At 50.7% G+C, this 3,443-nt stretch carries 4 protein-coding genes; all 4 read left to right on the top strand.

Features of this window, described 5'->3' with window-relative positions:
• Nucleotides 1-260: 260 nt before the first annotated feature.
• The 4 genes from BZG14_RS14905 (at nt 261) to BZG14_RS14890 (ending at nt 3,429) form a co-directional block, all read left to right on the top strand.
• On the top strand, nt 261-1,535 hold the full coding sequence (locus tag BZG14_RS14905; protein WP_069361272.1) for a patatin-like phospholipase family protein: 1,275 nt from the start codon (nt 261-263) through the stop codon (nt 1,533-1,535).
• Nucleotides 1,536-1,540: 5 nt separating this feature from the next.
• On the top strand, nt 1,541-2,098 hold the full coding sequence (locus BZG14_RS14900; RefSeq protein WP_077609111.1) for a sugar O-acetyltransferase: 558 nt from the start codon (nt 1,541-1,543) through the stop codon (nt 2,096-2,098).
• A gap of 157 nt (nt 2,099-2,255) precedes the next feature.
• Entirely contained in the window at nt 2,256-2,861 is a 606-nt protein-coding gene (locus BZG14_RS14895; RefSeq protein ID WP_069361270.1) for a GTP cyclohydrolase II, read from the top strand.
• Nucleotides 2,862-2,901: 40 nt separating this feature from the next.
• Nucleotides 2,902-3,429: a methyltransferase family protein gene (locus tag BZG14_RS14890; RefSeq protein WP_198532076.1), complete on the top strand. Its 528-nt coding sequence runs from the start codon at nt 2,902-2,904 to the stop codon at nt 3,427-3,429.
• Nucleotides 3,430-3,443: the final 14 nt, after the last annotated feature.

The raw sequence follows: 3,443 nt of genomic DNA, 5'->3' as shown, positions 1-3,443 counted from the left end.
CATCTAGGAGCACATCATGAATACGACCCTCACTTATGCATTGCTGACGACAGCCTGCGCACTCGGCCTTATTTTTACATTTGCCGCCGTGGCGGTGCTGGCATAAACATCACCGAGGTGGCCGCTAGCTCGATAACGATGCCACGGCGCGCTAAGCGCTAGCACAGTATCACACGACGCGTTAGACTATGAGCTATAGCTAACTAAAAATATTCAATAAAACATAAGCATAACGCTAAGTGTGATGGTAAGGGGCGAACGTGGTAGAAACTAATCAAGCCGTGCAGCCCACGGTATTGACCGACAACGCGTTGACCGCTAGTGCACAGAGCGGGACGCGCGCGCGGCCGCAGCGCATCGCCCTAGTGCTTCAAGGGGGCGGACAACGAGGCATTTTTACAGCCGGTGTGCTAGATGCTTTTTTAACCCACCGATTTGATCCTTTTGAGCTTTATTTTGGCACCTCAGCAGGCGCGCTTAATATGAGCGCGTATGTGTGTCAGCAATATCAATATGGCTACCGCTTTATTACGCAGCTCACCACGCAAGAGCGCTTCTTCCATTTGATGAAGTATGTGCGTCGCCAGCATTACATGGACTTGGATTGGGCGCTCGATACGGCCTTGCCGGGCAAAGAAACCGCGTTAGATATGGAAGCCGCGCGGCGCCACCTGCAAAGCCGCTATGCCTACGCGTGTGCGACAGACGTCGATACATTGCAACCGGCCTTTTTCTCACTGACAGAAGACAGCTGGCCAGATGCTCTGAAAGCGACCTGTGCGATACCGCTTCTTTACCCGCATCCGGTGACTATCGGGTCGCACCGCTATGTCGATGGCGGGGTCACTGCGGCGATCCCGGTAAAGGAGGCGTTCGCGCGCGGGGCCGATATTATTGTGGTTGTACGTACCGAGCCTGTGATAGAACAAGAAAAGCGCGATGACGAAAACCGCCGCTTTCTTGAGACACTGCGCGAACGCTTTGAGACGAAAAGACCGCAATTTAAGCTCTCCGACTATCTATCAAATTTTGAGTCGAAATATCGACTCGCCCGCTTTGAAACCTTCCAGAAAGAGCTGAGTAAGCAGCTAGGGGAACTATCAGAGCGCTATAAGTCTAGCCGCGAGCAACTGGTTAATCGTGTGCGCGACAGCATGAAAGAAAAAGCGATGCAAAATGGTGGTCGTTGGCTGTTTGGTGGTGACACGATTTATCGGTTGCAGTCTTTATCGGGCAAACCATTGAATACGGAAATGCTCAAGATGCTGACCACGCATTACCAAAGCTACCAAAGTGAACTGCAGTTTTTGGCGTCACCGCCAGCGCGTGCTCAGATAGTGCAAATTGCGCCGAGCGCGCCGCTGCAAAGCAGTGCCTTGCTGAGTAAGCCGGCGGCATTAGAAGCCGACTATCAGCTGGGGGCCTCGCTGGGAAACCAATTCTTGCGTGAATACGGTGACTCGCTGGTCTCTTTGTCGACAGTGGATAACCCCGGCTTTGAGTCAACGTCGTTACAAATGCCGCATCAAGGGTAGCGCCGATGACAGAGTTTGAAAAAATGCAACGCGGCCTGCCTTATTGTCCCGCGGATGAAGAGCTGACTTTGTTTCGATATGCCGCGCGTCGACTTTGCCAACAGTTTAATCGGCTTGATCCTGAAGATGCCGCCAGTTTAGCCGTGGTAACCACCAAGCTATTCGCCCGTATTGGCGATAACGTTGAAATCGATGCGCCTTTCTTTTGCCATTATGGGATGAATATTCATCTTGGCAGTAATGTAAGCGTCGGTCCCAATTGCACCATTTTAGACGGCGCGCACGTCAGTATTGGCGATAATGTGAGTATTGGCCCTAACGTGGGGATCTATACCACGCGTCATCGCGTATTACCGCTAGACATTGCCCGAGGTGAATGCGAGTCCTCTCAAGATGTCATCATCGGTAATAACGTCATCATCGAGGGAAATACCGTGATAAAAGCGGGTGCGGCGWTCGGTGAAGGGGTAGTGATTGAAGCCGGATCAGTGGTTGATGCGGACATCGAACCCTTTTCTATTGTGGCTGGTAATCCGGCTGCGGTGGTGCGGCGTTTGCAGTGATGAGGGTAGAGACAACGCGACAGGTGCCTCCCAACACGATGTTATCGCATCCTCCCCATAAATGTTATAATATAACATTTTTGAATTGGCATACTGATGTGGGTGTAGTAATGTTAGCGCCCTCAATCGGGTATCAGCAGTAAGAGATAGACGCAGAATGGTTAAAGTTAGGGCCCGAGTGCCGTTGAAAGTCGGGGTGGGAAGTCAGATCCCAGCAGAGATCCTTTCCTTCCATGGTTTAGAATCTGAGCAAGAGCACGTCGCGCTAATTTTCCAACAAGCCGATAAGAAAGCTGATCCGCCTTTAGTTCGTATGCATTCCGAGTGTTTAACCGGTGATGTCTTCCATTCCTCTCGATGCGATTGTGGTGAGCAACTTGAAGAAACCATCCAAAAGATGGGTGAAGATGGCGGTATTATTCTTTATTTGCGCCAAGAAGGGCGCGGGATAGGGCTGTATAACAAGCTGGATGCCTACAAGCTACAAAGCGAAGGGATGACGACGTATGAAGCGAACAACCACTTGGGGTTTGCCGATGACTTGCGTGATTTTTCCGAAGCGGCGCAGATGCTAAAAGCGTTAGACGCTCACCGTATTCGCTTGATTACCAATAACCCCAAAAAGATCGAAGAGCTACAAGCGGCAGGGATTACTCTCAAAGAAGTGATTGGCACCAAAGCCCACCTTAAAGACGGTAATCGTAACTATCTTAAGGCAAAGATTGAGCACGGCAAGCATCGTCTCAATATTGAGCAAGATTAAACATTCGTCGATAAAAATGGGCTAAATTGCTCGCAGGGCAGTGACAATCACTGCCCATATTCGCTACATTATTGCCATTATATCAGTCATTGCTCAAGGACGAGTCATGCGTGTGCAAACATGGCATTATCTCTTTCCCCCATTGCCCCCTGTGGCGATGCTCATTGCGGTTGCGATTGGTTTATTACTGAGCCATTTCTTTCCTTTTTCGCTGGTGCTGGGTGCGCCGGTTTGGGCTGCCTTGCCTCTGGGGTTAGCTGTGGGGTTATTAGCCGCCGCTAAATGGGCGTTCCATCGCCATCACACCACACTTGATCCGCTGCAAATGCCTTCAGCGTTGGTGACCACTGGGATCTATCGTTATACCCGCAACCCCATGTATCTGGCGTTGGTACTGATCATCGCTGCGGCTGGGCTGTATTTTAATGCGCTATGGTGCTGGGGGATGATTCCCGCTTTTATGGCCTACCTATCCGCCACATTTATTCCTGCTGAAGAAGCCCGTTTATCACGCCAATGGCCTGATGATTTTGACGCTTATGCAGCTCGTGTCCGACGCTGGCTTTAGGATTAGATAAACTA

The organism is Salinivibrio sp. IB282, assembly GCF_001995685.1.
GTDB classification, from domain to species: Bacteria; Pseudomonadota; Gammaproteobacteria; order Enterobacterales; family Vibrionaceae; genus Salinivibrio; species Salinivibrio kushneri.
Note: the sequence above shows the minus strand (reverse complement) of the source record. Positions and strands in the feature narration are given on the sequence as shown.

Coding starts and splice junctions, on each gene's coding strand:
- BZG14_RS14895 (WP_069361270.1), top strand. CDS start 2,256: ATGGTTAAAGTTAGGGCCCGAGTGCCGTTGAAAGTCGGGGTGGGAAGT.